This is a genomic window from Sabulicella flocculans (assembly GCF_045449635.1).
GTDB lineage: Bacteria > Pseudomonadota > Alphaproteobacteria > Acetobacterales > Acetobacteraceae > Roseococcus.
The window spans coordinates 107,990-130,071 of the sequence record NZ_JBJJBR010000002.1; the positions used below are offsets into that span (position 1 = coordinate 107,990).

Genomic DNA, 22,082 nt, shown 5'->3' on the forward strand with positions numbered 1-22,082 from the left:
ACCATGGGTGCTTCCTTCGCCACCGAACGCCGCCTGCTGAGCGAGGAGGAGGTGGGCTTCGTCCGCCGCTCCCACATGCCCGCCCTGGCCGCGCTGACGCCCGAGGAGGCGCTGGAGACCGCGCGCTGGCTGCGCGAGCGCCACGCCCGCGCCCAGGGCAAGGTGCGCGACCTGCGCCGCGCCCGCCGCGGCAAGTCGCCCGGCGACGGCGCGCCCAGCGAGCGCGGGCTGGCCGCCAAGAAGCAGGTCTTCGCCCGCGCGCTGAAGCGCCTCAACGGCAAGCTGGGCGCCTGAGGGTGGCGCGCGAGCCGGTCCTGGTGGACCTGGCGCTCCAGGGCGGGGGCGCGCACGGCGCCTTCACCTGGGGCGTGCTCGACCGCTTCCTGGAGGAGGAGTGGCTGACGCTGGACGCCATCTCCGGCACCTCCGCCGGCGCGATGAACGGGGCGGTGCTGGCCGGCGCCCTGGCCACCGGCGGCCGCACCCAGGCGCGCGAGGCGCTGGAGGGCTTCTGGCGCAAGGTGTCGGTGGCCGCCGCCTTCTCGCCCTTCCAGCGCACGCCGCTGGACGTGGCGATGGGCCGCTGGAGCCTGGACCACTCGCCCACCTTCCTGGCGATGGACCTGATGGCACGCGTCTTCTCGCCCTACGAGCTGGCGCCCTTCGCCGCCAACCCGCTGGAAGCCATCCTGGCCGAGTGCGTGGATTTCGCCGCGCTGGCGGACAGCCCGGTCCGGCTCTACGTCACCGCCACCAACGTCCGCACCGGCCGGCCGCGCATCTTCCGCGCCGGCGCGGTGACGCCGCAGGCGCTGCTCGCCTCGGCCTGCCTGCCCACCATGTTCCAGGCGGTGGAGATCGAGGGCGAGGCCTACTGGGACGGCGGCTACTCCGGCAACCCGACCATGACGCCGCTGATCAGCGCGCACGAGGCGTCGGACACCATCATCGTCCCCATCAACCCCATAGAGCGGCCGGGCACCCCCACCAGCGCGCGCGACATCCTCAACCGGCTGAACGAGGTGTCCTTCAACGCGGTGCTGCTGAAGGAGCTGCGGATGATCGCGCTGCTGCGCGGCGTGGCGGCGCAGCTGCCGCCCGGCGCGCTGAAGGGCGAGGCCGGGGCCTGGGCGCGCATGCGCATCCATTCCGTGCGCAACGGCGTGATGGCGGGGCTGGGCTACTCCTCCAAGCTCAACGCCGAATGGGCCTTCCTCACCATGCTGCGCGACAAGGGGCGCGAGGCCGCCGCCGAGTTCCTGGCCGAGCACGCCGACGCGCTGGGAAAGCGCTCCACCCTGCCCATCGAGCGCCTGGCGCTGGACGAGGACGGGCTGGGCGAGGACGAGGTCGCCGCCCGGCTGCAGGCTATGGCGGCGCCCGCCCCGACAGCAGCGCCGCCGCGAAGCGCCCGGAAGGGACGTGCTCCAGCAGCGTGACCAGGGCGATCAGCACCGGCACGCCGATCAGCGCGCCGGGGATGCCCCACAGCAGCGCGCCGAGGAACACCGCCACCAGCACCATGAAGGGCGAGAGCGCGAGCGAGCGCCCCGCCACCCGCGGCTCGATGTAGGAGCCCGACAGGAACTGGATGACCTGCAAGGCGGCGAACACCGTGATGGCCGATTGCCAGGAGCCGAACTGCAACCCGGCGAACAGGGTGGGGAACAGCGTCGCCACCAGCGGGCCGATGAAGGGGATGTAGTTCATCGCGAAGGCGATGACGCCCCATTCCACCGCCAGCTCCAGCCCCACCGCGCGGGCGAAGCCCCAGACGGCGAGGCCGGTCAGCACGCTCATCACCGTGCGGACCAGCATGTAGAAGCGCAGCTTGCGCGCCGATTCCCGCGCCGCGCCCAGCACCGCCATCGTCGCCGGCGTGCCCCGCGCGACGAGCTGGCGCGCCACCACCTCCACCTCCAGCAGGCCCAGGATGACGAAGACGATCGTCACCACGGCGAAGGACACGCTGCCCTGCAGCTGCGCGGTGACGTTCTGCGCCAGGCGCAGCAGCCATCGCAGGTCGAGCTGGCCGCCGAGTTCGGAGGCGCCCTCGAAGCCGCGCGCCTCCAGCCAGGCGACGTTCTGCAGGTAGAGCGCCTGGAGCAGCCCGGCATTGGCCGCCACCCAGCCACCGACCCGCGCCACCGCCCAGCCGGTGGCCAGCGCCAGCGCCATGATGCACAGCATCGCCGCCAGCATGGCCGCCAGCAGGCCCAGCGTGGCGCCCAGGCGGCGCTGCACCGCCTCCTGCACCGGCCAGGCCAGCGCGATGACGAACAGGGCGAAGGCCACCGGCGCCAGCACCGCCCCGGCGAGCGAGAGGGCCGCGGCGCCGAGCACCGCCGCGATCACGGCGAGGAGGACGGGTGTCGCGCGGTCTGCCATCGTGGCAGCGTGATGGCGATGCGAGGCGGGGGCAAGCGGGCATGAGGCGGTGGTTGCGGCGCGCCGGTTGGGCGCTGGCCGGTGCGCTGGCGCTGGTGGTGGTGGCGCGGGCGGTGATGGTGGAGCGCGGCCCGGGCCTCGCGCCCTGGCACAAGGTCGTCGCGCCGGAACCGGCGGCGGCGGATACCGAGGCCATGTCGTGGGCCGCCTGGATGGCGGCGGAATCCCGCGCCTTCGCCGCCGCGCGCACCGAGCTGGACGCCGCGCTGCCGCCCGCCCTGCGCGTGGCGGCCAGCCGCTTCACCCCCGGCGGCCCGCTGGATCCCGCGGGCTTCGCGCGGGACTGGAACCGCTCCTTCGTGCTGGAGCCGGCGGGGCCGGTGCGCGGCGCGGCGGTGATGCTGCACGGGCTGACCGACGCGCCCTATTCGATGCGCCACCTGGCGGCGCTCTACGCCGGGGCGGGCTTCGTGGTGCTGGCCCCGCGCCTGCCAGGCCACGGCATCACCCCCGGCGGGCTGTCCCGCGCCACGGTGGGCGAGTGGCGCGCCACCGTGCGCATGGCGCTGCGCGCGGCTCGGGACCGGGCGGGGCAGGGGCCCATCCACCTGGTCGGCTACTCCAATGGCGGGGCGCTGGCGCTGCAGGCGGCGCTGGACGGCCAGGCCGACCCGCGGCTGCCACGGGCGCAGCGGCTGGTGCTGCTGTCGCCCATGGTGGGTGTCACCCCCTTCGCGCGCTTCGCCGGCATCGCCGGCTGGCCAGCGGCGCTGCCGCGCTTCGCCGCCGCCGCGTGGCTGGACATCCTGCCGGAGTTCAACCCGTTCAAGTTCAACTCCTTTCCGGTGAACGCGGCGCGGCAGTCCTTCCTGCTCTCCTCCGAGGTGCAGCGGCGGCTGGCCGGGCAGGACCTCGCGCGCTTCCCGCCTGTGCTGGCCTTCCAGTCGGCGGCGGACGCCACCGTGTCGTCGCGCGCGGTGGTGGAGGCGCTGTTCGGCCGCCTGCCGGCCAACGGGTCGGAGCTGGTGCTGCACGACCTGAACCGTGCGGAAGCGCTGGGTCCGTTGCTGCGCCCCGGGGCGGTGGACGCGGCGGACGCCCTGGTGCCGGCCGGGCCGCGCGCCTGGACGCTGACGCTGGTCAGCAATGCCGGCCCGGGCACGCAGGAGGTGGCGGCGAACGGCACCCCCACCGGGCTGCGCTGGCCGCCGGGCGTGTTCTCGCTCAGCCACGTCGCGCTGCCCTTCCCGGTGACGGACGGGCTGTACGGCCTGGCGCCCGACCCGGCGGACCGGCAGGGGCTGAACCTGGGCGCGCTGGCGCCGCGCGGCGAGCGGGGGGTGCTGCTGCCGGGCGTGGACGGCGGCGGGCGATTGACCTCCAATCCCTTCTGGCCGCTGCTGGCGGCGAAGCTGCTGGAGGGGCTGCGATGAGCGGGACGCGGGAACCAGCGCCGGGACGGCTTGCCCATGCGGCGGCGCGGCGGGGCGGATTAGGGTCCGCCCCATGATGCGCCACCTGTCCCCGCTGCTCGCCGCCGCGCTCCTGGCCGGCTGCGGCGATTCCGCGCCGCCCCCCGCCGAGCCGCCGCGCCCGGTGCGCGTGGCCACCGCCGAGACCCGCACGGGCGGCGAGGTGGTCTCGCTCGCCGGCACGGTGCAGCCCCAGGCCGAGGTCAACCTGGGCTTCCGCATCCCCGGCCGCGTCGCCGAGCGCCTGGTGAACCAGGGCGACCGCGTGCAGGCCGGGCAGGTGCTGGCCCGGCTGGACCGCGAGAACGAGGACAACAACCTGCGCGCCGCCCGCGCCGCGCTGGTCGCCGCCCAGGCCCAGCTGGTGGAGGCGCGCAACAACCAGTGGCGCCAGGCCGAGCTGCTGCGCACCGGCTTCACCACCCGCGTCCGCTACGACCAGGCGGTGCAGCAGTTCACCTCCGCCACCTCCAGCGTCGAGGCGGCGCAGGCGCAGCTCGCGGTGGCCGAGGACCGGGTGGGCTACACCGAGCTGGTGGCCGACGCGCCCGGCACCGTGCTGACCCGCCGCGCCGAGCCGGGCGAGGTGGTGGCCGCCGGCCAGACCGTGTTCGTGCTGGCGCGCGAGGGCGGGCGGGACGCCGTCTTCGCCGTGCCCGCCGCGCTGAAGGACGCCGCGCCGGCCAACCCGGAGATCTCCGTCGCGCTGTCCGACAACCCGAACGTCACCGCGCGCGGCCGCGTGCGCGAGGTCTCGCCCCGCGCCGACCCGGTGACCGGCGCCTTCGAGGTGCGGGTGGGGCTGATCGACCCGCCCGACGGCCTCCGCCTGGGCGCCACCGTCACCGGCCGCATGCAGGTGAGCGAGGGCGGCGGCATCGAGCTGCCGGCCAGCGCGCTGGTGCGCGGCGAGGGCGGGGCGGCGGTCTGGGTGGTGGACCCCCGCTCCAAGGCGGTGGCGCTGCGCCCGGTCGAGGTCGCGCGCCACGGCACCACGCGCATCACCCTGGCGCGCGGCGTCGAGGCCGGCGAGGCGGTGGTGACGGCGGGGGTGCAGGCGCTGCGCCCCGGTCAGGTGGTGCGCCTGCTGGGTGAGGCCCGATGATCGGACCCAACCTTTCGGAGTGGTCCATCCGGCGCCGCTCGCTGATGCTGTTCCTCATGCTGCTGGCGCTGGGCGCCGGAATCATGTCCTTCATCAGGCTGGGCCGCGACGAGGACCCGGCCTTCACCTTCCGCTCCATGATCGTCTCCGCCGCCTGGCCGGGCGCGACCATGGAGGACACGCTTTCCCAGGTGACGGAGCGCCTCGAGCGCACCCTGCAGGAGACGCCCTTCCTCGACCGCATCCGCTCCGTCACCACGCCGGGGCGCACCATCATCTTCGTGGACCTGCTGGGCAGCGCCCCGCCCGGCGAGGTGCCGGAATCCTGGTACCAGGTGCGCAAGCGCATCGGCGACATGCGGCTGACCCTGCCGCAGGGCGTCATCGGCCCCGGCTTCAACGATGATTTCGGCGACACCTTCGGCCTGATCTTCGGCTTCACCGCCGACGGCTTCACCCATCGCGAGTTGCGCGACGCGGTGGAGGATGCGCGCTCCCGCCTGCTGCGGGTGAAGGACGTGAGCAAGGTCATCGTGCTGGGCGCGCAGGATGAGCGCGTCTTCATCGAGTTCAGCCCCGACCGGCTGGCGAGCCTGGGGCTTTCCATGGCGCAGGTGATCGCGCAGCTGCAGGCGCAGAACGCCGTGCGCCCCTCCGGCGTGGTGGAGACGGGCAATGAGCGCGTGGCGCTGCGCGTCTCCGGCGCCTTCGAGGACGAGGTGGGGCTGGCCGCGGCCAACATCAGCGCCGGCGGGCGGCTGGTGCGGCTGGCCGATATCGCCACCGTCACCCGCGGCCTCGCGGACCCGCCGCAGCCGATGTTCCGCGTCAACGGCCAGCCGGCCATCGGGCTTGCCGTCTCCATGCGCCAGGGCGGCGACGTGCTGGAGCTGGGCGGCAACATCCGCGCCGAGATGGCGCGCATCCGCGCCGACCTGCCGCTGGGCATCGAGCCGGTGATGGTGGCCGACCAGGCGCAGGTGGTGGACCTCGCCATCGGCGATTTCACCGACAGCCTGTGGCAGGCCATCCTCATCATCATGGCGGTCAGCTTCCTCGCCCTGGGCGTGCGGGCGGGGCTGGTGGTGGCGCTGGCCATACCGCTGACGCTGGCCATCGTCTTCGCCGTGATGCAGGTGGTGAACATCGACTTCCAGCGCATCTCGCTGGGCGCGCTGATCATCGCGCTGACGCTGCTGGTGGACGACGCGATGACCACCATCGACGCCATGCTGCGCCGGCTGGCGGCCGGCGACCGCATGGAGGACGCCGCCACCTTCGCCTACAAGGCTCTGGCCGCGCCGATGCTGACCGGCACGCTGGTGACCATCGCCGGCTTCGTGCCGATCGGCTTCGCGGCCTCCACCGCGGGCGAATACACCTTCACCTTGTTCGCGGTGGTGGGCATCGCGCTCATCGTCTCCTGGTTCGTCGCCGTGCTGTTCGCGCCGCTGATGGGCATGGCAATCCTCAAGGCGCCCAAGGATGCCGGCGCCGAGCCGGCGAAGGGCCGGGTGCTGCGCGGCTATGAATCGCTGCTGCGCACGGCCATCCGCTTCCGCTGGATCACGCTGGCGGTGGCGGTGGGGGCCTTCGCGGCGGCGGTCTTCCTCAACCGCTTCGTGCCCTCGCAATTCTTCCCCTCCAGCGACCGGCCGGAGCTGACGGTGGACCTGATCCTGCCGCAGGGCTCCTCCATCACCCAGACCGAGGCCGCGGCGGCGCGGCTGGACGCGCGGCTGAAGGAGGACCGCGAGATCCTCCGCTTCTCCACCTATGTCGGCCAGGGCGCCATCCGCTTCTACCTGCCGCTGAACGTGCTGATGGCCGACCCCTTCACCGCGCAGTCGGTGGTGGTGGCCAAGGACCTCGCGGCGCGCGACCGCGTGCAGACCCGCATCGAGCGCATCCTGGCCGAGGAGTTCCCCGAGGCGCTGGGCCGCGTCTCGCCGCTGGAGATGGGCCCGCCCGTGGGCTACCCGGTGCAGTACCGCCTCAGCGGCCCGGACCCCGACACGCTGCGCACCCTGGCGATGCGCCTGGCCCAGCGGCTGGGCCAGGACCCCGATGCCCGCCACGTCAACTTCGACTGGATGGAGCCGTCCCGCCAGCTGCGCATCCGCGTCAATCAGGATGAGACGCGGCGGCTGGGCCTGAGTTCCGCCCAGGTGGCGGCGGCGCTGAACGAGATCGTCACCGGCACCCCAGTGACGCAGCTGCGCGACGACATCTACCTGATCGAGGTGGTGGCGCGGGCGGCGGGCGAGGAGCGCGCCAGCCTGGACGCCATCCGCAACGCCCAGGTGATGCTGCCGGGCGGGCGCTCCGTCGCGCTGGCGCAGTTCGCCAGCGTGGAGGACGGGCAGGAGGACGCGGTGATCTGGCGCCGCAACCGCGTGCCGACGCTGACGGTGCGCGCCGACGTGCCGCGCGGCGTGCTGCCCGACACGGTTGTGAACCGCATGGTCGCGCCCCTGGCCGAGTTCGCGGCCACCTTGCCCGCCGGCTACACGCTGGAGACCGGCGGGGCTGCGGAGGAATCCGCCGTCGGCCAGGCCAGCGTCATCGCCGTGGTGCCGCTGATGCTGGGGCTGATGCTGACGCTGATGATGTTCCAGCTGCAAAGCTTCCGCCGCCTGGGGCTGGTGGTGGCGATCCTGCCGCTCTCCATCATCGGCGTGGTGCTGACGCTGCTGCTGTTCCAGCGGCCGCTGGGCTTCGTCGCCATCCTGGGCGTGCTGTCGCTGCTGGGCATGGTGGCGAAGAACGCCATCATCCTCATCGTGCAGATCGAGGAGGACCGGGCGCGTGGCCTGCCGGTGGTGGAGGCGGTGGTGGCCGCCTGCTCCTCGCGCCTGCGGCCCATGCTGCTGACGGCGCTTTCCACCGTGCTCGGCCTGCTGCCGATCGCGCCCACGGTGTTCTGGGGGCCGATGGCCTTCGCGGTGATGGGCGGGCTGCTGGTGGCGACGCTGCTGACGCTGCTGGTGCTGCCGGCGCTCTACATGGCGGTGTTCGGGCGGCAGCCGACCCGCACAGGCGCCGCGGACCCCCTCAGCCGGACAGGTGCCGGCGCGGCCTGAGCCGCGCCACCACCCCGTCCACCGGCCCCAGCAGGGCGGAGAGCAGCCACAAGGCGGCGGCGGCCAGCACGATGGCCGGGCCGCTGGGCACGTCCATCACCGCGGAGACCGCCAGCCCCGTCACGCTGGCCAGCATCGCCAGGCCGACCGAAACCGCCACCACCCCGCCGATGCCGCGCGCCCAGTGGCGGGCGGCGATGGCGGGCAGCATCATCAGCCCCACCGCCATCAGGCTGCCGACCGCCTGCAGGCCGGCGACGAGGTTCACCACCACCAGCGCCAGGAAGCCCAGGTGCCACAGGCTGCCGCGCAACCCCACGGCGCGGGCGAAAGCGGGGTCGAAGCATTCCAGCACCATCGGCCGCCACGCGAGAGCGAGGAAGAGCAGCGTCAGGCTGGCCGCGCCTGCCATCAGCACCAGCGCCCAGTCGTCCACGCCCAGCACCGAGCCGAACAGCAGCTGCGTCAGCTCCACCGCCGAGCCGCGCCAGGAGATGATGACCACCCCCGCCGCCAGCGCCGTGAGGTAGAGCGCGGCGAGGGTGGAGTCCTCCCGCCCGCCGGTGCCGCGCGCCAGCGCGCCGGCGCCCAGCGCCACCACCAGCCCGGCCAGCAGCCCGCCCAGCGCCAGCGCCGGCACGTACAGGCCGCACAGCGCGAAGGCCACCGCCACCCCCGGCAGCAGCCCGTGCGACAGCGCATCCCCCGCCAGGGACATCCGCCGCAGCATCAGGAACACCCCCAGCGGCGGCGCCGAGAGCGAGAGCGCGAAACACCCGACCAGGGCCCGGCGGATGAAGCCGTAGTCGAGGATGTCGAAGGTCATGCCGCCCGCGCGCAGGTCTCCGCATGCGGGTCCCAGCCCTCGGCCATCTGGCGGGCCTTCAGGCGGTTGGCCGCGGAAAGGGCCTGGGCGGTCGGGCCGAAGGCGATGGCCTCGCGCGCCAGCAACAGGGTGTGGGGGAACTCGTCGCGCACCAGGTCGAGGTCGTGCAGCACGGCGCAAACGGTGCGGCCCTCGCCATGCCAGCGGCGGACCACGGCCAGCAGGTCGGCGGCGGTGCGGGCGTCCAGCGCGTTGAAGGGCTCGTCCAGCAGGATCACCGGGGCGTCCTGCAGCAGCAGCCGGGCGAACAGCAGCCGCTGGAACTGGCCGGTGGACAGGCTGCCCACCGGGCGGTCGGCGAGGCCGCGCAGGCCCACCGCGTCCATGGCGTCGCCCACGCGGCCGTCGTCGCGCAGGCGGCCGAAGGCGCCGCCCTCGTTCCACAGGCCCAGCAGCACGGCGTCGCGGCAGCGCAGGGGAAAGGCGCGGTCCATCCCGGCCTGCTGCGGCAGCAGGGCGATGCGCCCGCCGGCGGCGACGTGGCCGTGCTCGGCGCGCTGCACGCCGGCGATGGCGCGCAGCAGGGTGGACTTGCCGGCACCGTTCGGCCCCACCACCGCCAGGAGCCCGCCCGAGGGGAGATCGAAGGAGACGTGATGCACCGCCGGCCGCCGGTCATGGCTGACGGTGAGGTCGCGAACGGACAGGCTCATGCGGCCAGCGCCCAGGCGACGGCTGCCCACAGCGCGGCCAGCAGCGCGGCGGCGAGGGCCAGCCGGGCGGCGGCCGGCGCGGCGAGGTCCAGCGGGTGGGTCATGGCGTTACCATATAACATCGCGTGGCTTGCAGGCCAAGTGCGCGCTCTCCATGCTGGTTGCATGAATGCCCAGGACGAGGCGCTGCGCGCCGCCCTGGCCCGGCACCGGGCCTTCGCCACTTTCCTGCTGCTGCTGATGGCCGCCCTGATGATCCTGGCCTACTGGCTGCCGCCCTCCTTCGGGGCGGAGCTGCTGGCGGCCTCGGCCAAGGCCGGCGTGGTCGGCGGGCTGGCCGACTGGTTCGCGGTGACGGCGCTGTTCCGCCGGCCGCTGGGCCTGCCCATCCCGCACACCGCCATCATTCCCCGCCAGAAGGAGCGGCTGGGGCAGGGGCTGGGCCGCTTCGTCGCCAACCACGTGTTCACCGAGGGCGAGGTGGCGCGCGTGATCGCCAGGCTGGACGTGGCGCGCATCATCGGCGACTTCCTGGCCGACCGCGAGGCTAGCCGTCCGGCCGCCCAGGCGCTGGCCGCCGCCCTGCCGCGCCTGCTGACGACGCTGGAGGACGGGCGCGCCAAGCGGCTGGTGACGCGGCTGCTGCCCCGCATGGCGGGCGGGCCCGGCGCCGCCCCGGTGGTGGCCCGCGCCCTGCGCGCCCTGCTGGCCGGCGGCCGCCACCAGGCGGTGCTGGACCTGGCGCTGGACAAGGTGAAGGAAGTGCTGGCCGAGCGGCAGGAGGCCCTGCGCGAAGCCATCAAGGACCGGGTGCGCGAATCCGGCGGCAAGGTGGTGGGCTGGCTGGGCGGCGCCTACGTGGCCAACCGCGTGCTGGAGGCGATCAACGCCGAGCTGGCGAAGATGGAGCCCGGCGATTCCTCCGTGCGCCAGGCCATCGAGGAGTGGCTGCATGCCGAGATCGGCCGCCTGGAAACCGACCCCGAGCGCGCCGCCGCCCTCGGCCGCGCCATCCGCGACGCGCTGTCCCACCCCGCAGTGGCCGAGTGGCTGGGCGACGTGTGGAACCGCCTGCGCGCCACCCTGGCCGCCGACGCCGCCCGCCCGGATGGCCGCACCGCCGCCATCCTGGAATCGGCGCTGGCCAATGCCGGCAGCTTCCTGGCCGAGGACCAGGCGGCGCGGCAGAAGCTGAACGCGGCGGTGGAGCGCACGCTGAACACGCTGCTGCCCTCCGCCCAGGCGCGGCTGGCCGACTTCATCGCCGGCGTCGTCGCCTCCTGGGACACCGCCGAGGTGACGGAGAAGATCGAGCTGCGCGTCGGCAAGGACCTGCAATACGTGCGGATGAACGGCACGGTGGTCGGCTTCCTGGCCGGCGGCGTGCTGTTCCTGCTGATCCACGCCCTCACCGGCGGGCGGGTGCTGCATTGACCCCGCTGCGCTCCTGGCGGGAACTCGCACCCGGCCTGCGCTTCGACTTCGGCACGCTGTCGCTGCCCGAGGCGGAGATCATCGCCTACGCCCGCCAGTTCGACCCCCAGCCCTTCCACACCGACCCCGAGGCGGCCAGGCACGCGCCGCTGTTCGGCGGCCTGGTCGCCAGCGGGCTGCACACCATGGGCGCGTGCTTCGGCCGCATCATGGGCTGCGGCCTGTTCGCCGAGGTGTCGCTGGGCGGTTCGCGCATCGACACGCGCTGGCCCAACGCCCTGCGCCCGGACGAGGCATTCGCCCTGCACGGCGAGGTGCTGGCGGCCGAGGCGCACCGCAAGCGCCCCGGCATGGGGGTGGTGACGATGCGCTACACCGGCACGCGGCTGGCGGATGGCGCCGTGGTCATCACCATGGAAGGCACGCAGTTCCTCAGGGAGTGAAGCGCGCCTCCACGGTGCCGACGCCCTTCAGCGTCCCGGTGATGGCGGCCCCGACGGGCGCGAAGAGCAGCCCGGTCAGCGCGCCGGTGGTGACGACCTGGCCCTTCAGGAAGCGGGCGCCGGGGCGGCGAGACAGGCCGGCCAGCAGGTGCTCCAGCGTGCCGGCGGTGCTGCCGCCGACCGTGTGCGCCACCACCGCGCCGTCGAAGCGCAGCTCGGCGTCCAGGCTCGCCAGGGTGGGGAAGGGGCCAGGGACCGGCGCGCCCAGCACCAGCGCGCCGTGGTTGCCCAGATCGGCCGCCTTCAGCAGCGCGGGGGCGGCGGGCCAGTCGTCCAGCCGGGTTTCCACCAGCTCCAGCACCGGCAGGGCGGCGTCGAAATCCTCCAGTGCCAGCGCGGCGCCGGCGGGCACGTCGCGGCTCAGGCGAAGGGCCAGTTCCAGCTCCACCCCACGCATCCGGCCCGTGAAGGCGCTGCCGGAGGGGATGAGGCAAGGCGCCGGCAGCGGCGAGGAACCCGGCGGCGCCACCGGGCTGGAGGCGCCCACCTTCCAGCCGCCGATGCCGCCGAGTGCGGCCACCATCGCCTCCTGCACCGCGCAGGCCGCGGCCTCGTCGGCCGGGGGCGGGGTGGTGGCGGGCACGGCCGTGCCCCCGTTCCAGGCGTCGAGGAGGGCGGCGGCGAGGTCGGTCATGCGCCGCATCAAAGCAGAAAGGGGCGGCGCCGTCTCCGGCACCGCCCCCTTCCAGCGTCAGCGCGGGAAGCTCAGCCCGCGGCCTTCATGATCTCGTCCGCCACGTTGCGCGGCACCGGATCGTAGTGGTGGAACTGCATGGAGAAGGAGGCGCGCCCCTTCGTCATGCCGCGCAGGTTGGAGATGTAGCCGAACATCTCCTTCAGCGGGACGTGCGCGCGCACGATCACCGAGGTGCCGGCCATGTCCTGCGACTGGATCACGCCGCGGCGGCGGTTCAGGTCGCCCACCACGTCGCCCACATGGTCCTGCGGGGTGGTGACCTCCACGTCCATGATCGGCTCCAGGATCACCGGGCCGGCCTTCTTCATGCCTTCGCGGAAGCAGGCCTTGCCGGCGATCTCGAACGCCAGGGCGGAGGAGTCGACGTCGTGGTACTTGCCGTCCACCAGGGTGAACTTGAAGTCCACCGTGGGGAAGCCGGCCAGCACGCCGGTGTCGGCCTGCACCTTGATGCCCTTGTCCACCGCCGGGATGTATTCCTTGGGCACCGCGCCGCCGACCACGGCGTTGACGAACTCGATGCCCTCGTTGCGCTCCTTCGGCTCGAAGGTGATCTTCACCTCGGCGTACTGGCCCGAGCCGCCCGACTGCTTCTTGTGGGTGTAGGTCTCGGTGTGGGACTTGGTGATGGTCTCGCGGTAGGCGACCTGCGGGGCGCCGATGTTGCAGTCCACGCCGTATTCGCGGCGCAGGCGGTCCACGATGATCTCCAGGTGCAGCTCGCCCATGCCGGACAGGATGGTCTGGCCGGTCTCCTGGTCGGTGCGCAGGCGCAGGGAGGGGTCCTCGCCGGCCAGCTTCTGCAGGCCGATGGTCATCTTCTCCACGGCTTCCTTGGTCTTGGGCTCGACGGAGATGTCGATGACTGGCACGGGGAAGGCCATGCGCTCCAGCACCACCGGATCGGCGGAATCGGCCAGCGTGTCGCCGGTGCCGGTGTCCTTCAGGCCCACGAAGGCGGCGATGTCGCCGGCGAAGACCTCCTTGATCTCCTCGCGCTTGTCGGCGTGCATCTGGAACATGCGGCCGATGCGCTCGCGGTGGCCCTTGGTGGTGTTCATCACCATGTCACCCTGCTTCAGGGTGCCGCGGTAGACGCGCACGAAGGTCAGGTTGCCGTACTTGTCGTTGATGATCTTGAAGGCCAGGCCGGCGAAGGGCGCGCTCTCGTCGGCCGGGATCACGCGGCGCTCGGCCGACTCGTCCTGGCCTTCCTCCGGCGCCACCTTGATGCCCTCGATGTCCACCGGGGAGGGCAGGTAGTCCACCACGCCGTCCAGCAGCGGCTGCACGCCCTTGTTCTTGAAGGCGGAGCCGCAGAACACCGGGCGGAACTCGCCGGAGATGGTGCCCTTCTTGATGCACTTCTTCAGCGTCTCGACCGAGACGTCGCCCTTGTCGAAGTACTCCTCCATCGCCGTCTCGTCGATGCCCACCGCGGTGTCGAGCAGCTTCTGGCGGTACTCGGCGACCTTGTCGGCCATGTCGGCGGGGATCGGGGCCTCGTGGTACTTGGCGCCCAGTTCGTCGCCTTCCCAGATCAGCGCCTTCATCTCGACGAGGTCCACCACGCCCTTGAGTTGGTCCTCGATGCCGATGGGCAGCTGAAGGGCCACCCAGTTGATGCCCAGCTTCTCGGTCAGCGTGGCGGCGGCCTTGTAGAAATCGGCGCCGGTGCGGTCGAGCTTGTTGATGAAGATGATGCGCGGCACGTTGTAGCGGTCGGCGAGGCGCCAGTTGGTCTCGCTCTGCGGCTGCACGCCGGCCACGCCCTCGATGATGAACACCGCGCCGTCCAGCACGCGCAGCGAGCGGTTGACCTCGATGTTGAAGTCGATGTGGCCCGGGGTGTCGATCACGTTGATGCGGTAGTCGTTCCACACCGCCGTCACCGCCGCGGAGGTGATGGTGATGCCGCGCTCGCGCTCCTGCTCCATGTAGTCGGTCGTGGTGTTGCCGTCATGCACCTCGCCGATCTTGTGCGACTTGCCGGTGTAGTAGAGGATTCGCTCCGTCGTCGTCGTCTTGCCGGCGTCGATGTGCGCCGTGATGCCGATGTTGCGGATCTTCTCGAGAGCAGTGCGCGCCACGTCGGGCCTCCATGCGGCAAGGCAGGCCGGGGCCGTGCTTGGACCCCGCCTGCCCGTCAGTGAATCTGGATCAGGTCGTCAACTGAGGCGCATCTGCCCCTTCCGGCGCGGTTTTGCAAGCGCCGGAGGCGCATGCCTCACCCCCGCCCGCGATAACCGGGCACCCCCTGCTCGGGGATCCATACCCCCTTGGGCGGCTCGCCGGTCTGGAAGAACACGTCGATGGGTATGCCGCCGCGCGGGTACCAGTAGCCGCCGATGCGCAGCCAGGCCGGGTCCAGCAGGTCCACCAGCCGCCTGGCGATTAGGAGCGTGCAGTGCTCGTGGAAGGCGCCGTGGTTGCGGAAGGAGGCCAGGAACAGCTTGAGGCTCTTGGATTCCACGATCCAGTCCCGCGGCACGTAGTCCAGCACCAGATGCGCGAAGTCCGGCTGCCCGGTGAGCGGGCAGAGCGAGGTGAACTCGGGCGCGGCGAAGCGCACGCAATAGGCCATGCCGGGCTCGGGGTTGGGCACGCGCTCCAGCACCGCCTCCTCCGGGCTGGCGGGCTGGGCCGTCGGGCGGCCGAGCATGGTCAGGCTGGATACGTCCGTCATTCGCCCTTCGTCCAATCGGCCTCGATGACGGCGGCCTCGGCCTCGAAGCGGCCCTGGAGGATGGCCGCCCGCATCCGCCCCATCAGGTCCTGGTAGTAATGGATGTTGTGCCAGGTCAGCAGGATCGGCCCCAGCATCTCGTCGCATTTCAGCAGGTGGTGGATGTAGGCGCGGGAGTGCCGCCGGCAAGCCGGGCAGGGGCAATCGGCGTCCAGCGGGCGGGCGTCATCGGCGTGGCGGGCGTTGCGCAGGTTCAGGTTCCCGCGCGAGGTGTAGGCGCGCCCCATCCGGCCCGACCGCGTGGGGATCACGCAGTCGAACATGTCCACCCCGCGCCGCACCGCGCCCAGCAGGTCGGCCGGCATGCCCACCCCCATCAGGTAGCGCGCCTTGTCCTGCGGCAGCAGCGGCGTGGTGAAGTCCAGCACGCGGAACATCTCCGCCTGGCCCTCGCCAACCGCCAGCCCGCCGATGGCGTAGCCCTCGAAGCCGATGGCGGCCAGCGCCGCCACGCTCTCGGCGCGCAAGGCCTCGAAGGTGCTGCCCTGGACGATGCCGAACAGCCCATGCCCCTCGCGCGGCGCGAAGGCGGCGCGGGAGCGCGCGGCCCAGCGCATGGACAGGCGCATGGAGCGCGCCGCCTCCTCCTCCGTCGCCGGGAAGGGGGTGCATTCGTCGAAGCACATGGTCACGTCGGCGCCCAGCAGATGCTGGATCTCGATGGAGCGCTCCGGCGTCAGCCGGTGCTTGGAGCCGTCCACGTGGGAGCGGAAGGTGACGCCGTCCTCGTCCATCTTCCGCAGCGCGGCCAGCGACATCACCTGGAAGCCGCCGGAATCGGTCAGGATGGGGCCGTGCCAGTCCATCAGCGCGTGCAGCCCGCCCAGCCGCGCCACGCGCTCGGCGCCGGGGCGCAGCATCAGGTGGTAGGTGTTGCCCAGCACCATGCGGGCGCCGGTGCTGCGCACGCCATCCGCCGTCATCCCCTTCACCGTCCCGGCGGTGCCGACCGGCATGAAGACCGGCGTGAGGACTTCGCCATGGGCGGTGTGGAGCACGCCCGCCCGGGCGCGGCCGTCGCTGGCCTCGTGCCGCCAATGCAGGGTCATGCCGCGCGCTCCAGCAGGGTGGCGTCGCCGTAGGAGAAGAAGCGGTAGCCCTGGGCGACGGCATGGGCATAGGCGGCCTGGATGCGCCCCAGGCCGGCGAAGGCGGCGACCAGCATCATCAGCGTGGACTTGGGCAGGTGGAAGTTGGTCAGCAGCAGGTCCGCCGCGCGGAAGCGGAAGCCGGGCGTGATGAACAATTCCGTCAGGCCGCGGAACGGCGGGATGGGGCTGCGGCGGTCCTCGATGCCCATGGCCGCGGTTTCCAGCAGCCGCAGGGCGGTGGTGCCGCAGCACAGGATGCGCCGGCCCTCGGCCCGGGCGGTGTTGATCGTGGCGGCGGCCGCTTCCGTCAGCTCGCACCATTCCGCGTGCATCCGGTGCTTGCCGATGTCGTCGTCGCGCACCGGCAGGAAGGTGCCGGCGCCCACGTGCAGGGTGACGGTGGCGCGCTGCACGCCCTTCGCCTCCAGCGCGGCCAGCAGGCGCGGGGTGAAGTGCAGGCTGGCCGTGGGCGCGGCCACGGCGCCGGGCCTGGCGGCGAAGAGGGTCTGGTAGTCCTCGCGGTCGGCGCCGCGCGGGGCGTCGCGGTGGATGTAGGGGGGCAGGGGCATCTCGCCGGCCGCCAGCGCCTGTTCCAGCGCGGCCGGGTCGCTGCCGAAATCCAGGATGGCGGTGCCGCCCTCGGGGCGGGCCAGAACGCGGGCGATGGCCTCGCTGCCCTCGATGGCCAGGGTGTCGCCCACCTTCACCCGGCGGGCGTTGCGCAGCAGGGCGTGCCAGGTGCCGTCGCCCTCGGCGCGGTTCAGCAGGACCTCGACGCGCGCCTCGCCGCGGCGGGCGCGCAGCCGGGCGGGGATCACGCGGGTGTCGTTCACCACCATCACGTCGCCGGGGCGCAGGAAATCCGGCAGGTCCAGCACGCCGCGATCCTCCAGCGCCTCGCGCACCACCAGCAGGCGGGCGCTGTCGCGCGGGCGCGCCGGCTCCTGCGCGACCAGCGCATCGGGCAGGTGGTAGTCATAGAGGGCGAGCATGGCCGGCGGGCCGTAGCGCGGGCGGGCGCGCCATGCAACGTTGCGCCGCATGACCCGCCCCGCCGCCCTGCTGATGACCTGCGCCGTGCTCTGCGCCGCCCTCGCCATGGGGCTGCGCCAGAGCTTCGGCCTCTTCCTGGCTCCGATGACCGAGGCGCATGGCTGGGGGGCCTCGGGCTTCGCCTTCGCCATCGCCCTGCAGGTGCTGCTGAACGGCGTCTCCCAGCCCATCTGCGGGCAGATCGCCGACCGGGTGGGCGGGCGCGTCGTCATCATGGGCGGGGCGGCGCTCTACGCGCTGGGCATCCTGGGCATGGCGCTGACCGACGGGCTGCCCCTCTTCACCTTCTTCGCCGGGCTGGTCATGGGCGTGGCGGTGTCGGCGGCCGGAATGCCGGTCATCATCGCCTCGCTGACGCGGCTGCTGCCGGAGGCGCAGCGCGGCCGCGCGGTCGGGCTGGGCACGGCGGGCAGCAGCTTCGGGCAGTTCCTGGTGGTGCCGCTGGCCCAGCTGGGCATCATCACCGCCGGCTGGCAGGGGGCGCTGTTCCTGATGGCCGGCGCCGCCCTGCTGATGATCCCGCTGGCGCTGCCGCTGAACGACCAGCCGGCCGCCCCCGCCGCCGGCACCACGGAGGAGACGGCCGGCGAGGCGCTGCGCCGCGCCTTCCGCACCCCGACCTTCTGGTTCCTGTTCTTCGGCTTCTTCGTCTGCGGCGTGCACGTCTCCTTCCTCTCGGTGCACCTGCCGGGCTTCGTGGCCTGGTGCGGGCTGCACGCGGCGGTGGGCGCCGGGGCCATCGCGCTGATCGGGCTGTTCAACGTGGTGGGCTCGCTGGTCGCGGGCGAGCTCTCCTCGCGCTGGAAGCGGCGCGAGCTGCTGGTGGCGATCTATGCCGCGCGCGGGGTGCTGATGGCCGGCTTCATGCTGGTGGAGAAGACGGCCGGCACGGTGCTGGTCTTCTCGGCGCTGATGGGGCTGCTCTGGCTCTCCACCGTGCCGCCGACGGTGGCGCTGGTGGCGCGCAACTTCGGCACGCGCTGGCTGGCGACCATCTTCGGGCTGGTGTTCCTGGGCCACCAGATCGGCGGCTTCACCGGCGCCTTCCTGGGCGGGCTGGTGTTCGACCGCACCGGCTCCTACGACCTCATGTGGTCCTTTGCCATCGCCATGGCCGCCTTCGCGGCGCTGGTCCACCTGCCGGTGCGCGACGGCATGACGCCGGGCGGCGCCCCTGCTACGAAGGCGGCATGACCCTGCTGACCCGACGCTCCCTCCCGCTGCTGGGCCTCGGCCTGCTGGCGGCGCCCGCGCTGGCGCAGCGCCCGCTGCCGCCGCATGGCTTCCTGTTCGGCTCCTGGACCGGCGGGCTGTTCCCGGCCACCGACACCGAGGGCCCGGCCTGCTTCGGCGCCGTGACGCTGATCGTGGCGCCCGACGTGGTGATGCGCGCCTCCTCGCTGGACGTCGCCTACCGGCAGCGGCTGGTGGAGTCGGTGGCGCTGACTCCCGACGGGGTGGAGATCCGCCTGCTGCCGGTGCCCGGCCGCCCGCCGCCGGAAGCCGGCTTCGGCTGCGGCGGCAGCCCGGACCTGCTGCGCGTCGCCCGCCGCGGCGCGGACGAGATCGCCCTGGTCGGCTGCACCGACTTCCCCTTCCCGCTGCGCCGCTGCAAGGGCTGATGCGCCGCATCGCCCTGATCCACGCGCTGCGGCACTCGCCGCCGCCGGTGGAGGCCGCCTTCGCCGCCATCTGGCCGGGCCAGCGGCTGATGAACCTGCTGGATGACAGCCTTTCGGCCGATCTGGCGCGCGACGGCGCGCTGACCCCGGCGATGGCGGCGCGCTTCCTGGAGCTGGCGCGCTACGCGGTGGGCACGGGGGCGGAGGCCATCCTGTTCACCTGCTCCGCCTTCGGGCCTTGCATCGAGGCGGTGGCTGCCGCCCACCCCGCCATTCCCGTGCTGAAGCCCAACGAGGCGATGATCGCCGAGGTCGCGGCCTCCGGCGCGCGCCGGGTCGGGCTGCTGGCCTCGTTCCCCGGCACGCTGTCCTCCATGCCGCCCGAGTTCCCGCCCGGGGTGAAGATCGTGCCGATGCTGGCCGAGGGCGCGCTGGCCGCGCTGGACGCCGGCGACGCCGCCGCGCATGACCGGCTGGTGGCGGAGGCCGGCGCGCGGCTGGCCGGTTGCGACGCCATCGCGCTGGGGCAGTTCAGCCTGGCGCATGTGGCGCCGGCGGTGCAGGCCGCCACCGGCCGCCCGGTGTTCAGCACCCCCGGCAGCGCGGTGCGGATGCTGAAGGCGCGCCTGGGCGGTTGAAACCGCGCCCGGCATGGGCATCCTGCGCGCGCACCCAACCGGGAGAATCCGCATGTCCGAGCTGCAGGTGGGCGACGTCGCGCCCGCCTTCGACCTGCCCGCCACCACCGGCCGCGCCGCCAGCGCGGCGTTGGCCGGGCGGCCCTACCTCCTCTACTTCTACCCCAAGGCCGACACCTCGGGCTGCACGCAGCAGGCCTGCGGCGTGCAGGAGGCGCTGCCGGAGCTGGGCGCGCTGGGCCTGATGGTGATCGGCGTCAGCCCCGACCCGCTGCCGGCCATCGAGCGCTTCGCGCGCAAGCATGCGCTCTCCTTCCCCCTGGCCTCGGACGCGGAGAAGTCCGCCGCCGCAGCCTACGGCACCTGGGTGGAGAAGAGCATGTACGGGCGCCGCTACATGGGCATGGAGCGCTCGTCCTTCCTGGTGGGCAAGGACGGGCGCATCGCGGCGGTGTGGCGCAAGGTCAAGCCGGCCCAGCACGCCGCGCAGGTGCTGGAAGCCGCGAAGGGACTGTAGTCAGTCCTCCAGGGCGGCGTCGGGGTGGCGCAGGTGCCACAGCCGCTCATGCGCCGCCACCAGCGTCTCGATGTTGCGGCGGCGGTTGGTGTCGGGCGTCACCGGGCGGCGGGTCAGCATCATCTCCAGCACGCGCAGCAGCTGCTCGGCCACCTCGAAGTCGCCCTGGTCGCAGGCCTGGTGGAAGGCGACGAGGATCTTGTCCGACAGCCGGCGGCCCTGGCGGATGCCGGGTGGCAAGCGGCCCGGCTCCTCCTGCATCGTGTCCCGCTCCCCCTGTTCAGACATCCGCAACTCCATCCGCCCCTGCAACGAGTGTCGCGCGGGCTCTCAAAAATTCAAGGTTGCCGCGTTATAGGCGGCGGTAATTTCCTCAGGAAGATCCGCGTGAACCGCTACGCAATTGTCCCGTGACCGCGGCGGCGATGGCGTCGGGCGAGGTGTCGGGGCGGAACATGCTCCGCACGCGCCCATCCGGACCCACCAGGTAGATGAAGCTGGAATGGTCCATGGTGTAATCCGACTGGTCCGGGCGTTGCGCGCGCGCGTAGTAGACGCGGTAGCGGCGCGCGGCCTCCGCGACCTGCTCCGGCGTGCCGGTCAGGCCCTGCAGGCGCGGGTGGAAGCGCGAGACGTAGTCCTTCAGCTGGGCCGGCGTGTCGCGCTGCGGGTCCACGGAAACCAGCACGGGCACCACCTGCTCGCCGGCCGGGCCCAGCGTGTCCAGCGCGGCGGCGATGGTGCCGAGCTCGGTGGGGCAGACGTCGGGGCAATAGGTGAAGCCGAAATAGACCAGCATCCAGCGCCCGGCGAAGTCGCGCTCGGTGACCGCCACGCCGTCCTGGTTGACCAGGGAGAAGGCGCCGCCCAGCGAGATGCCGGGCGGCAGCTGCATGCCGCCGGCACCGCCGCCGGCGGCCGGCACCGGCAGCTGCTGGCCGAACACCCCCGCCAGGCGCTGGGCGAAGGCCTCGCCCACGCTTTCGCCCGGCGCGCGCGAGACCCAGGCCCAGGCCCAGAGCCCGGCGACCACGGCCAGCAGCGCGAGGCTGGAATAGCGGATGACCTTCAGCATGGCGGGGGTCTAGCCCGCCATGCCCATGCGCTTCAATGCGTCGCGCCGAAGATCTGCCCTTCCGGCTGGGCGGAGGTGAAGGTGGCGGCGCCGAACGCCTCCTCCCACGTGCCCTCCGTGCTGGCGCGGGAGTACTCGGTGGCGCGGTTCTCGAAGAAGTTGGTGTGCTCCACCGCGCCCAGCATCTCGTCCAGCCAGGGCAGGGGGTTCTTCTCGATGTGGTACATCGGCTCCAGGCCCAGCTGCTGCAGCCGGCGGTCGGCGATGAAGCGGATGTAGCGCTTCACCTCCTCGCCCGTCAGCCCCTCGACGCCGCCCATCTCGAAGGCGAGGTCGATGAAGGCGTCCTCGTGCTCGACGATGGTGGCGCAGATCTCCGCGAGGTCGCGGCGCAGCTCCTCGTTCCAGATCTCCGGGTTCTCCTGCACGAAGGTGCGGAACAGGCGGATCACCGACAGGCAGTGCAGCGTCTCGTCGCGCACGCTCCAGCTCACCACCTGGCCCATGCCCTTCATCTTGTTGAAGCGTGGGAAGTTCATGAGGATGGCGAAGGAGGCGAAGAGCTGCAGCCCCTCGGTGAAGGCGCCGAAGGCGGCCAGGGTCTTGGCGATCTCGGTTTTGTTCTCGACCGAGAAGTTCTGCATGTAGTCGTACTTGTCCTTCATTTCCTTGTACTGGAGGAAGGCGCTGTATTCCAGTTCCGGCATCCCGATGGTGTCGAGCAGGTGCGAGTAGGCGGCGATGTGGATGGTCTCGATGTTGCTGAAGGCGCTCAGCATCATCAGCACTTCCGTCGGCTTGAAGACCTGCGAATAGTGCTTCATGTAGCAGTTGTTCACCTCGACGTCGGCCTGGGTGAAGAAACGGAAGATCTGCGTCAGCAGGTTCCTTTCCCCGGGCGTCAGGTTCTTCTGCCAATCCTTCACGTCATCGGCCAGCGGGATCTCCTCCGGCAGCCAATGGATGCGCTGCTGCTGCAGCCAGGCCTCGTAGGCCCAGGGGTAGCGGAAGGGCTTGTAGACCGGGTTCGCGGTCAGCAGGTCCATCCGCTGCGGCTTGTCGTCGAGGGAGATTCCGTCCGGCATGGTCTGGGTGTCCGATGATGGGTCAGGTTCACGA

The 22,082-nt window shown here is 72.5% G+C and carries 22 protein-coding genes; 11 read left to right on the plus strand and 11 right to left on the minus strand.

All coding sequences use genetic code 11. From position 1 onward, the window contains the following. Window positions 1–3 precede the first annotated feature (3 nt). Both ACI6QG_RS03345 and ACI6QG_RS03350 read left to right on the plus strand, forming a co-directional pair. Window positions 4–294: a hypothetical protein gene (locus ACI6QG_RS03345; protein ID WP_407023145.1), complete on the plus strand. Its 291-nt coding sequence runs from the start codon at window positions 4–6 to the stop codon at window positions 292–294. Between the two features lie 23 nt (window positions 295–317). Beyond that, complete coding sequence (locus ACI6QG_RS03350; protein WP_407023146.1) at window positions 318–1,439, plus strand: patatin-like phospholipase family protein; 1,122 nt, start codon at window positions 318–320, stop codon at window positions 1,437–1,439. On the opposite strand, the gene ACI6QG_RS03355 is transcribed toward ACI6QG_RS03350, so the two are convergent. Beyond that, window positions 1,369–2,388, minus strand: coding sequence for an AI-2E family transporter (locus ACI6QG_RS03355; RefSeq protein ID WP_407023147.1), 1,020 nt, complete (start codon window positions 2,386–2,388; stop codon window positions 1,369–1,371). The genes ACI6QG_RS03350 and ACI6QG_RS03355 overlap by 71 nt on opposite strands. Window positions 2,389–2,441: 53 nt before the next feature. On the opposite strand from ACI6QG_RS03355, the gene ACI6QG_RS03360 reads away from it, so the two are divergent. From ACI6QG_RS03360 to ACI6QG_RS03370, 3 genes are all read left to right on the plus strand, one after another. Beyond that, window positions 2,442–3,821: an alpha/beta hydrolase gene (locus tag ACI6QG_RS03360; protein WP_407023148.1), complete on the plus strand. Its 1,380-nt coding sequence runs from the start codon at window positions 2,442–2,444 to the stop codon at window positions 3,819–3,821. 73 nt (window positions 3,822–3,894) lie between these two features. After that, window positions 3,895–4,965: an efflux RND transporter periplasmic adaptor subunit gene (locus ACI6QG_RS03365; protein ID WP_407023149.1), complete on the plus strand. Its 1,071-nt coding sequence runs from the start codon at window positions 3,895–3,897 to the stop codon at window positions 4,963–4,965. Further along, on the plus strand, window positions 4,962–8,048 hold the full coding sequence (locus ACI6QG_RS03370) for an efflux RND transporter permease subunit (RefSeq protein WP_407023150.1): 3,087 nt from the start codon (window positions 4,962–4,964) through the stop codon (window positions 8,046–8,048). The genes ACI6QG_RS03365 and ACI6QG_RS03370 overlap by 4 nt, the downstream gene beginning before the upstream one ends. On the opposite strand, the gene ACI6QG_RS03375 is transcribed toward ACI6QG_RS03370, so the two are convergent. Both ACI6QG_RS03375 and ACI6QG_RS03380 read right to left on the minus strand, forming a co-directional pair. Further along, window positions 8,020–8,874, minus strand: coding sequence for a metal ABC transporter permease (locus ACI6QG_RS03375; protein ID WP_407023151.1), 855 nt, complete (start codon window positions 8,872–8,874; stop codon window positions 8,020–8,022). The two genes, ACI6QG_RS03370 and ACI6QG_RS03375, sit on opposite strands and share 29 nt — an antisense overlap. Then, window positions 8,871–9,587 carry a metal ABC transporter ATP-binding protein gene (locus ACI6QG_RS03380; RefSeq protein ID WP_407023152.1) on the minus strand — a complete coding sequence of 239 codons (717 nt, stop codon included), beginning with the start codon at window positions 9,585–9,587 and terminating at the stop codon, window positions 8,871–8,873. Before ACI6QG_RS03380 ends, ACI6QG_RS03375 begins: the two co-directional genes overlap by 4 nt. Window positions 9,588–9,752: 165 nt before the next feature. Between ACI6QG_RS03380 and ACI6QG_RS03385 the strand changes: the two genes are divergently transcribed. Both ACI6QG_RS03385 and ACI6QG_RS03390 read left to right on the plus strand, forming a co-directional pair. Beyond that, window positions 9,753–11,021 carry a DUF445 domain-containing protein gene (locus tag ACI6QG_RS03385; RefSeq protein ID WP_407023153.1) on the plus strand — a complete coding sequence of 423 codons (1,269 nt, stop codon included), beginning with the start codon at window positions 9,753–9,755 and terminating at the stop codon, window positions 11,019–11,021. Next, window positions 11,018–11,464: a MaoC/PaaZ C-terminal domain-containing protein gene (locus tag ACI6QG_RS03390; protein ID WP_407023154.1), complete on the plus strand. Its 447-nt coding sequence runs from the start codon at window positions 11,018–11,020 to the stop codon at window positions 11,462–11,464. Before ACI6QG_RS03385 ends, ACI6QG_RS03390 begins: the two co-directional genes overlap by 4 nt. Here the strand turns inward: ACI6QG_RS03390 and ACI6QG_RS03395 are convergent. The 5 genes from ACI6QG_RS03395 to queA all read right to left on the minus strand — a co-directional run bounded on the left by ACI6QG_RS03395 (window position 11,454) and on the right by queA (window position 17,050). After that, a complete protein-coding gene (locus ACI6QG_RS03395) occupies window positions 11,454–12,158 on the minus strand; it encodes a hypothetical protein (protein WP_407023155.1) in 705 nt (234 codons plus the stop codon). The two genes, ACI6QG_RS03390 and ACI6QG_RS03395, sit on opposite strands and share 11 nt — an antisense overlap. A 71-nt stretch (window positions 12,159–12,229) precedes the next feature. Then, window positions 12,230–14,311 carry an elongation factor G gene (fusA, locus tag ACI6QG_RS03400; protein ID WP_407023156.1) on the minus strand — a complete coding sequence of 694 codons (2,082 nt, stop codon included), beginning with the start codon at window positions 14,309–14,311 and terminating at the stop codon, window positions 12,230–12,232. 137 nt (window positions 14,312–14,448) lie between these two features. Continuing rightward, entirely contained in the window at window positions 14,449–14,907 is a 459-nt protein-coding gene (queF, locus tag ACI6QG_RS03405; protein WP_407023157.1) for a preQ(1) synthase, read from the minus strand. Continuing rightward, a complete protein-coding gene (gene tgt, locus ACI6QG_RS03410) occupies window positions 14,904–16,016 on the minus strand; it encodes a tRNA guanosine(34) transglycosylase Tgt (protein ID WP_407023158.1) in 1,113 nt (370 codons plus the stop codon). Before tgt ends, queF begins: the two co-directional genes overlap by 4 nt. After that, window positions 16,013–17,050, minus strand: a complete 1,038-nt coding sequence (gene queA, locus ACI6QG_RS03415; RefSeq protein ID WP_407023159.1) for a tRNA preQ1(34) S-adenosylmethionine ribosyltransferase-isomerase QueA — start codon at window positions 17,048–17,050, stop codon at window positions 16,013–16,015. The genes tgt and queA overlap by 4 nt, the downstream gene beginning before the upstream one ends. 49 nt (window positions 17,051–17,099) lie before the next feature. On the opposite strand from queA, the gene ACI6QG_RS03420 reads away from it, so the two are divergent. Genes ACI6QG_RS03420 through ACI6QG_RS03435 form a run of 4 tightly spaced genes read left to right on the plus strand, consistent with a single transcriptional unit; the run spans window position 17,100 to window position 19,888 of the window. Continuing rightward, complete coding sequence (locus tag ACI6QG_RS03420) at window positions 17,100–18,305, plus strand: MFS transporter (protein WP_407023160.1); 1,206 nt, start codon at window positions 17,100–17,102, stop codon at window positions 18,303–18,305. Next, on the plus strand, window positions 18,302–18,733 hold the full coding sequence (locus ACI6QG_RS03425) for a hypothetical protein (protein ID WP_407023161.1): 432 nt from the start codon (window positions 18,302–18,304) through the stop codon (window positions 18,731–18,733). Before ACI6QG_RS03420 ends, ACI6QG_RS03425 begins: the two co-directional genes overlap by 4 nt. Further along, window positions 18,733–19,371, plus strand: coding sequence for an aspartate/glutamate racemase family protein (locus ACI6QG_RS03430; RefSeq protein ID WP_407023162.1), 639 nt, complete (start codon window positions 18,733–18,735; stop codon window positions 19,369–19,371). Before ACI6QG_RS03425 ends, ACI6QG_RS03430 begins: the two co-directional genes overlap by 1 nt. A 52-nt stretch (window positions 19,372–19,423) precedes the next feature. Further along, window positions 19,424–19,888 carry a peroxiredoxin gene (locus ACI6QG_RS03435; protein WP_407023163.1) on the plus strand — a complete coding sequence of 155 codons (465 nt, stop codon included), beginning with the start codon at window positions 19,424–19,426 and terminating at the stop codon, window positions 19,886–19,888. On the opposite strand, the gene ACI6QG_RS03440 is transcribed toward ACI6QG_RS03435, so the two are convergent. From ACI6QG_RS03440 to ACI6QG_RS03450, 3 genes are all read right to left on the minus strand, one after another. Beyond that, on the minus strand, window positions 19,889–20,149 hold the full coding sequence (locus ACI6QG_RS03440) for a hypothetical protein (protein WP_407023418.1): 261 nt from the start codon (window positions 20,147–20,149) through the stop codon (window positions 19,889–19,891). A 112-nt stretch (window positions 20,150–20,261) separates the two neighbouring features. Then, on the minus strand, window positions 20,262–20,963 hold the full coding sequence (locus ACI6QG_RS03445) for an SCO family protein (RefSeq protein ID WP_407023164.1): 702 nt from the start codon (window positions 20,961–20,963) through the stop codon (window positions 20,262–20,264). Window positions 20,964–20,995: 32 nt separating this feature from the next. Then, window positions 20,996–22,048 carry a ribonucleotide-diphosphate reductase subunit beta gene (locus ACI6QG_RS03450; protein ID WP_407023165.1) on the minus strand — a complete coding sequence of 351 codons (1,053 nt, stop codon included), beginning with the start codon at window positions 22,046–22,048 and terminating at the stop codon, window positions 20,996–20,998. Window positions 22,049–22,082 lie beyond the last annotated feature (34 nt).

Coding starts and splice junctions, on each gene's coding strand:
- ACI6QG_RS03345 (WP_407023145.1), top strand. CDS start 4: ATGGGTGCTTCCTTCGCCACCGAACGCCGCCTGCTGAGCGAGGAGGAG.
- ACI6QG_RS03355 (WP_407023147.1), bottom strand. CDS start 2,388: ATGGCAGACCGCGCGACACCCGTCCTCCTCGCCGTGATCGCGGCGGTG.
- ACI6QG_RS03365 (WP_407023149.1), top strand. CDS start 3,895: ATGATGCGCCACCTGTCCCCGCTGCTCGCCGCCGCGCTCCTGGCCGGC.
- ACI6QG_RS03370 (WP_407023150.1), top strand. CDS start 4,962: ATGATCGGACCCAACCTTTCGGAGTGGTCCATCCGGCGCCGCTCGCTG.
- ACI6QG_RS03375 (WP_407023151.1), bottom strand. CDS start 8,874: ATGACCTTCGACATCCTCGACTACGGCTTCATCCGCCGGGCCCTGGTC.
- ACI6QG_RS03380 (WP_407023152.1), bottom strand. CDS start 9,587: ATGAGCCTGTCCGTTCGCGACCTCACCGTCAGCCATGACCGGCGGCCG.
- ACI6QG_RS03385 (WP_407023153.1), top strand. CDS start 9,753: ATGAATGCCCAGGACGAGGCGCTGCGCGCCGCCCTGGCCCGGCACCGG.
- ACI6QG_RS03395 (WP_407023155.1), bottom strand. CDS start 12,158: ATGACCGACCTCGCCGCCGCCCTCCTCGACGCCTGGAACGGGGGCACG.
- queF (WP_407023157.1), bottom strand. CDS start 14,907: ATGACGGACGTATCCAGCCTGACCATGCTCGGCCGCCCGACGGCCCAG.
- tgt (WP_407023158.1), bottom strand. CDS start 16,016: ATGACCCTGCATTGGCGGCACGAGGCCAGCGACGGCCGCGCCCGGGCG.
- queA (WP_407023159.1), bottom strand. CDS start 17,050: ATGCTCGCCCTCTATGACTACCACCTGCCCGATGCGCTGGTCGCGCAG.
- ACI6QG_RS03420 (WP_407023160.1), top strand. CDS start 17,100: ATGACCCGCCCCGCCGCCCTGCTGATGACCTGCGCCGTGCTCTGCGCC.
- ACI6QG_RS03425 (WP_407023161.1), top strand. CDS start 18,302: ATGACCCTGCTGACCCGACGCTCCCTCCCGCTGCTGGGCCTCGGCCTG.
- ACI6QG_RS03430 (WP_407023162.1), top strand. CDS start 18,733: ATGCGCCGCATCGCCCTGATCCACGCGCTGCGGCACTCGCCGCCGCCG.
- ACI6QG_RS03435 (WP_407023163.1), top strand. CDS start 19,424: ATGTCCGAGCTGCAGGTGGGCGACGTCGCGCCCGCCTTCGACCTGCCC.
- ACI6QG_RS03440 (WP_407023418.1), bottom strand. CDS start 20,149: ATGCAGGAGGAGCCGGGCCGCTTGCCACCCGGCATCCGCCAGGGCCGC.
- ACI6QG_RS03445 (WP_407023164.1), bottom strand. CDS start 20,963: ATGCTGAAGGTCATCCGCTATTCCAGCCTCGCGCTGCTGGCCGTGGTC.
- ACI6QG_RS03450 (WP_407023165.1), bottom strand. CDS start 22,048: ATGCCGGACGGAATCTCCCTCGACGACAAGCCGCAGCGGATGGACCTG.